A 6,008-nucleotide genomic window follows, 5' to 3' on the forward strand; every position below is an offset into this window, starting at 1 on the left:
GCGACCGGGTGCGGTCCCAGGTGCCGTGTCCCGGGAGCCCGGGTCCGCTCGGCCCGACGCACCGGCGGTCGTGGCCTCGCGGTCCGGAGCCGGGAGCCGGGGATCGGACGCCGCTCACGCCGGCGCGCCGACGGACGCGAGCGGCAAGGGCCCAGCCACAGGGCCCGAGCCGGCGGCCGGCGGTTCCGGGCCTGCGCCCGGGCCCGGGCCCTCGGGCCAGGCCCTGGGGCCGGGCCCTGGGGCCGGGCCCGCCCGCCCCCGCGCGGCGCGCGCCTACGCGTCCAGCCAGATCCTGAGCGGGCCCACCGGCTCGAAGCCCTCCGCCAAGGCCGCGGCCAGGTCGTCGCCCGACTCGTAGCCGACGACCGGGCGGTCGGGGGCGGCGGTGGTGAGGGCGGCGGACCAGGCGGAGGAGAGGGGGACGTCGCCAGTGGCGAAGAGGTTGGAGACGCCGGTGACGCCCGCGCTGTCGGTGAGGACCGCGCCGGCGAGGACCCGGCCGTCGGGGGCGTGGCAGGCGAGGATCGTGGTGGCCGGGTCGGCGAGGAGCTCGGGGCGGAAGAGGGATGCCTCGTCGGCGTCGCCGCCGCTCCAGGCGAGGGCCCAGGCGGCGAGTTCGGCGGGGGTGCGGACAGGGCGCGCACCGGTGGGGGCCGGCGGGGCCGGCAGGCCCGGGGCGCGGGCGATCCACTGGGCCTCGAAGAGCAGCCGGAAGCCCTCGGCGGCGAGGTCGAGGCGGGCGTGGCTGTCCTTGACGGAGGCGCCGGGGGCGGTGCGGTCGATGCCGGCCAGGACGTCGCCGGCCTCGGCGTCCTCGGACAGGGTCACGGCGTCCGGGTAGTAGAGCGGGGTGCGGCGCGGATTGGTCCAGGCGCGGGGCCCGAAGGCGCCGGGGAGCCCGTGGGCGCGGCACATGGTCTCGCACCAGTCGGCGTTGTTGCGGACGGCGGCGTCCCGGAGCAGGGCGGCATCAGTGATCACCCGCGGATCCTACGGAGAGGTCACCCCTTCCCTCCCCTCTTTTTTCGTTCCGAATCACGGAATATCTTTTCCGCTATGAGAATGTCCCCCGCGTCGCTCCCCCGGCGTGCCCTCGCCGAGTTCACCGGCACCGCCGCCCTCGTCGCCGTCATCGTCGGATCCGGCATCCGCGCCGACTCCCTCAGCCAGGACATCGGCGTCCGGCTGCTCGCCAACGCCGCCGCCTCCGCCATCGGCCTCGGCCTGCTCATCGCCCTGATCGGCCCGCTCTCCGGCGCCCACTTCAACCCCGTCGTCACCCTCTCCGAGTGGTGGTCCCGGCACCCCCGGAGCGGCGGCCGCGACGCCCTCGCCTACATCGGCGCCCAGCTCGCCGGCGCCGTCGCGGGCGCCCTGCTCGCCGAGGCCATGTTCGGCCGCTCCCCCGGCGCCGTCCTCGCCACCGAACACCGCGCGCAGCCGCACCTCCTGCTCGGCGAGGCCGTCGCCACCGCCGGCCTGGTCCTCGTCGTCCAGGGCCTGCGCCGGGTCGGCCGCCCCTCCCTCGCCCCGGTCGCCGTCGCCGGCTACATCGGCGCGGCGATCTGGTTCACCTCCTCCGGCTCCTTCGCCAACCCGGCCGCCACCGTCGGCCGCGTCTTCTCCGACTCCTTCACCGGCATCGCGCCCGGCTCCGTCCCCGCCTTCGCCGCCGCGCAGGTGCTCGGCATGCTGATCGGCATGGGCCTGGCCGGTGTGCTCTACGGAACAGAGCGGGCCGCCGCCGAACCGAACGCCGCCGACGCGCGTCGGACGGTGTGACAGACCACTCCACCGCCGAACCGCACCCCGGAGGTTCCCGCATGCGCGGCGTCCGCCTGCCCCGCCTGCCCCGGCTCTCCCGGCCCCGGCTCCCGCGCACCACCCGGGGCCGCCGCCGCGCCGTCCAGGCCGTCATGCTCGGCGCCGTGCTCGCCCTCACCCCGGCCACCTGGATGCACGTCACCGCCCAGGACCGGCTGCGCACCACCGCCGACGTGCCGGCCGAGGACGTCGCCGTCGTCTTCGGCGCCGGGCTGTGGAAGGGCCGCCCCACCCCGTACCTCGCGCACCGGCTCGACACCGCCGCCGAGCTCTACCGCACCGGCAAGGTGAAGGTCCTCCTCGTCACCGGCGACAACAGCCGCACCGCGTACGACGAGCCCAGCGCCATGCGCCGCTATCTGGCCGACCGGGGCGTGCCGGACGACCGGGTCGTCAGCGACTACGCCGGTTTCGACACCTGGGACTCCTGCGTCCGCGCCAAGAAGATCTTCGGCGTGGACCGGGCCGTCCTCGTCACCCAGGACTTCCACATCGAGCGGGCCGTCGCGCTGTGCGGGGCGGCGGGCGTGGAGTCGTACGGCGTCGGGGTCCGCGAACCCCACGACGCCACCTGGTACTACGGCACCACCCGCGAGCTCGCCGCCGCCGGGAAGGCCGCCCTTGACGCGGCCCTGCGGCCCGACCCGCGGTTCCTCGGCGCGCGCGAGGACGGCGTGGCGAAGGCCCTGGCCTCACCTCCCGACGCCCCCTGACCTGAGCGCAGAGCATCGCGCTTGTAATGCGGCGCGACCCCGCCCGTAACACGGCCGTCGCATCCTCGGGTCATGTCAGAGGTCACCACCGTCCCCACGCACTGCCCCTACTGCGCCCTCCAGTGCGGGATGAACCTTCGTCCCGCCACCGGTCCCGCACCGGAGCCGCCCGCCGAGGTGGTCGACCGCCCTGACTTCCCCGTCAACCGGGGCGCGCTGTGCGGCAAGGGCCGCACCGCCCCCGCCGTGCTCTCCTCCCGGGTCAGGCTCACCGAGCCCCTGGTCCGCTGCCCCGACACGGGGGCGCTGAAGCCCACCACCTGGGAGGAGGCACTCGCCGCCGTCGCCGACGGGCTGCGTCGGACCCGCGCCGACCACGGTGCCGATGCCGTGGGGGTCTTCGGCGGCGGCGGCCTGACCAACGAGAAGGCGTACACCCTGGGCAAGTTCGCCCGGCTGGTGCTCGGCACCTCGCAGATCGACTACAACGGCCGCTTCTGCATGTCCTCCGCCGCGGCCGCCCACCAGCGCGCCTTCGGCCTCGACCGGGGGCTGCCCTTCCCCCTGGAGGACATCCCGAAGACCGGCTGCGTGATCCTCGTCGGCTCCAACCTCGCCGAGACCATGCCGCCCGCGCTGCGCTATCTCACCGAGCTGAAGGAGAACGGCGGCAAGCTGATCGTCGTCGACCCGCGCCGCACCCGCACCGCCGAGCACGCCGACCTCCACCTCGCCCCCCGCCCCGGCACCGACCTGGCGCTCGCCCTCGGCATGCTGCACCTCGTCGTCGCCGAGGGCCGGGTCGACGAGGAGTTCGTCGCCGAGCGCACCGACGGCTGGGCGGCCGCCCGCGCCGGGGCGATGTCCCACTGGCCCGAGCACGTGGAGCGGATCACCGGCGTCGCCGTGCCGCACCTGCGCGAGGCGGTACGGATGTTCTGCGAGGCCGGCAGTGGCATGGTGCTGACCGCGCGCGGCCCCGAGCAGCAGTCCAAGGGCACCGACACCGTCGGCGCCTGGATCAACCTGTGCCTGGCCACCGGCCGGGCCGGCCGCCCCTACAGCGGCTACGGCTGCCTCACCGGCCAGGGCAACGGGCAGGGCGGCCGCGAGCACGGCCAGAAGGCGGACCAACTGCCCGGCTACCGCAAGCTCGACGACCCGGCCGCGCGGGCACACGTCGCCGGGGTGTGGGGGGTCGACCCCGATACGCTGCCGGGGCCGGGGCGCAGCGCGTACGAACTGCTCGACGCCCTCGGCGGCGACGTGAAGGCCCTCCTCCTCATGGGCTCCAACCCGGTGGTCTCCGCGCCGCGCGCCGCCCACGTCGAGGAGCGGATCCGCTCCCTGGACTTCCTGGCCGTCGCCGATGTCGTGCTGTCCGAGACCGCCGCACTCGCCGACGTCGTCCTGCCGGTGACCCAGTGGGCCGAGGAGACCGGCACCACCACCAACCTGGAGGGCAGGGTGCTGCTGCGCCGCCGGGCGCTCACCCCGCCGCCGGGGGTCCGCAGCGACCTGGAGGTGCTGCACGGGCTCGCGGCCCTGCTCGACTGGGAGAAGGGCTTCCCGACCGACCCGGAGGAGGTCTTCGAGGAGCTGCGGCGCGCCTCGGCGGGCGGTCCGGCGGACTACGCGGGGATCAGCTACCGCCGGATCGAGGAGGAGCAGGGCGTGTTCTGGCCCTGCCCCGAGACCGGGCCGGGCGAGCCGGAGCACGCGGGCACCCCGCGCCTCTTCCTGGACCGCTTCGCCACCGCCGACGGGCGGGCCCGGTTCGTGCCCGTCGTGCACCGGGCGGCGGCCGAGGAGACCGACGACGCCTACCCGGTGGTCCTGACGACCGGGCGGGTCGTGTCCCAGTACCAGTCGGGCGCCCAGACCCGGCGGGTCGACGAGCTCAACGCGGCCGCGCCGGGCGCGTTCGTGGAGCTCCACCCGCGGCTCGCGGAGCGGATCGGGGTGGAGGAGGGGCAGCCGGTCGCCGTGTTCTCGCGGCGCGGCAAGGCGGTGGCACCCGCCCGGATCACGACCGCGATCCGCCCGGACACGGTCTTCATGCCCTTCCACTGGCCGGGCGAGGGCCGGGCCAACACGCTGACCAACCCGGCGCTCGACCCGGTCTCCCGGATGCCGGAGTTCAAGGTGTGCGCGGTCCGTCTGGAACGCGGTTGAAGCGGCCGGAGCGGCCGGAGCGGCTGAAGTCGAACCAGTCGCCGCTCGCGATGACCGGCCCGGGCCGCACGCCCGGCGCCGCCTCGTACACCCAGGCGCGCACGGCCGCCCCGTCCCGCAGCCGCAGCACGTCCCGCGCGCTGCGCTCGTAGCCGGCGGGCAGCTCCATCCGGTCGAGTACGTCGAGCAGTTCGCCGTACGCGCCGGGCGCGGCCGTCAGCAGCGCGCCGGTGACCCGGCCCTCGCCGGGGACGACGTACGGATACCCGGGGCCCTCGTGGAGGACCGCCCCGGGCAGCACCGCGTCCTCCTCGGCGGCGGTGCGGCCGAGGAGGTAACGGTCGTGGTTGTACGCGCCGGGGCGCAGCGTCCCGTACACGAAGAACGGCAGCTCGCGGGTGGTCGTCATGGGACCGGCGTGGTCTCCCGCTCGACCCAGGCCGCGTAGTCCGCGCTCACCCGGACCGCCGGCGTCGCGACGATCTCGGGGGTGTCGTAGTCGTGGGCGGCGAGGAGATGGGTCTCCAGGGCGGGGTAACGGGCCTCGGTGGTCTTGAACACCACCTGCCACTCCTCGGCGGTCTCGACCTTCCCGTCCCAGTGATAGACGGACGTGACCGGCCCCGAGATCTGCGCACACGCGGCGACCCGCGCCTCGACGGCCCCGCGCGCCAGGGCCTCGGCCTTGGCGCGGGCGTCGGTGGTGGTGAGGACGGTGAGGATCATCCGCCCACGGTACGACAGGGCGGGGGGCGGGGGGCGCCGTTGCTACGCCGCCCCTTGGGCGAACTGGGCCGCGTGCAGCCGGGCGTAGGCGCCGTCGGTGGCGAGGAGTTCCTCGTGGGTGCCCTGTTCGGCGATCGTGCCGTTCTCCATCACCGGGATGACGTCGGCGTCCCGGATGGTGGAGAGCCGGTGGGCGATGACGAACGACGTACGGCCGTGGGCGAGGCGGGCCATGGCCTTCTGGATGAGGACCTCGGTGCGGGTGTCGACGGAGCTCGTCGCCTCGTCGAGGACGAGGACGGCGGGCTCGGAGAGGAAGGCGCGGGCCAGGGTGAGGAGTTGGCGCTCGCCGGCGCTGAGGCCGCCGCCTTCCTCGTCGAGGAGGGTGTCGTAGCCGTCGGGGAGGGTGCGGATGAAGCGGTCGGCGTGGGCGGCCTTCGCGGCCTCCTCGATCTCCGCCCGGGTCACCTCGCGGGTGGCGCCGTAGGCGATGTTGTCGGCGATGGTGCCGCCGAAGAGCCAGGTGTCCTGGAGGACCATGCCGATGCCGGAGCGCAGGTCCTCGCGGGA

The 6,008-nt window shown here is 75.3% G+C and carries 7 protein-coding genes; 3 read left to right on the forward strand and 4 right to left on the reverse strand.

All coding sequences use genetic code 11. From position 1 onward, the window contains the following. Positions 1–273 precede the first annotated feature (273 nt). Positions 274–981 carry a hypothetical protein gene (locus ABZ135_RS09315; RefSeq protein ID WP_356693455.1) on the reverse strand — a complete coding sequence of 236 codons (708 nt, stop codon included), beginning with the start codon at positions 979–981 and terminating at the stop codon, positions 274–276. A gap of 75 nt (positions 982–1,056) precedes the next feature. Here ABZ135_RS09315 and ABZ135_RS09320 point away from each other — a divergent pair, with 75 nt between their 5' ends. The 3 genes from ABZ135_RS09320 to ABZ135_RS09330 all read left to right on the forward strand — a co-directional run bounded on the left by ABZ135_RS09320 (position 1,057) and on the right by ABZ135_RS09330 (position 4,712). Next, positions 1,057–1,782 carry an aquaporin gene (locus tag ABZ135_RS09320; RefSeq protein WP_356693457.1) on the forward strand — a complete coding sequence of 242 codons (726 nt, stop codon included), beginning with the start codon at positions 1,057–1,059 and terminating at the stop codon, positions 1,780–1,782. Positions 1,783–1,823: 41 nt separating this feature from the next. Beyond that, positions 1,824–2,537 (forward strand): ElyC/SanA/YdcF family protein, encoded by a 714-nt coding sequence (locus ABZ135_RS09325; protein WP_356693459.1) that lies wholly within the window; start codon positions 1,824–1,826, stop codon positions 2,535–2,537. A 72-nt stretch (positions 2,538–2,609) separates the two neighbouring features. Then, on the forward strand, positions 2,610–4,712 hold the full coding sequence (locus ABZ135_RS09330; RefSeq protein WP_356693461.1) for a molybdopterin oxidoreductase family protein: 2,103 nt from the start codon (positions 2,610–2,612) through the stop codon (positions 4,710–4,712). Here ABZ135_RS09330 and ABZ135_RS09335 read toward each other — a convergent pair. The 3 genes from ABZ135_RS09335 to ABZ135_RS09345 form a co-directional block, all read right to left on the reverse strand. Continuing rightward, positions 4,678–5,121 (reverse strand): gamma-glutamylcyclotransferase family protein, encoded by a 444-nt coding sequence (locus ABZ135_RS09335; protein WP_356693463.1) that lies wholly within the window; start codon positions 5,119–5,121, stop codon positions 4,678–4,680. The genes ABZ135_RS09330 and ABZ135_RS09335 overlap by 35 nt on opposite strands. Next, complete coding sequence (gene cutA / locus ABZ135_RS09340; protein WP_356693465.1) at positions 5,118–5,438, reverse strand: divalent-cation tolerance protein CutA; 321 nt, start codon at positions 5,436–5,438, stop codon at positions 5,118–5,120. Before cutA ends, ABZ135_RS09335 begins: the two co-directional genes overlap by 4 nt. 42 nt (positions 5,439–5,480) lie before the next feature. Next, on the reverse strand, positions 5,481–6,008 hold a 528-nt coding region (locus ABZ135_RS09345; RefSeq protein WP_356693467.1), incomplete at its 5' end, for an ATP-binding cassette domain-containing protein.

This window comes from Streptomyces sp. NPDC006339, from assembly GCF_040612775.1.
GTDB lineage: Bacteria > Actinomycetota > Actinomycetes > Streptomycetales > Streptomycetaceae > Streptomyces.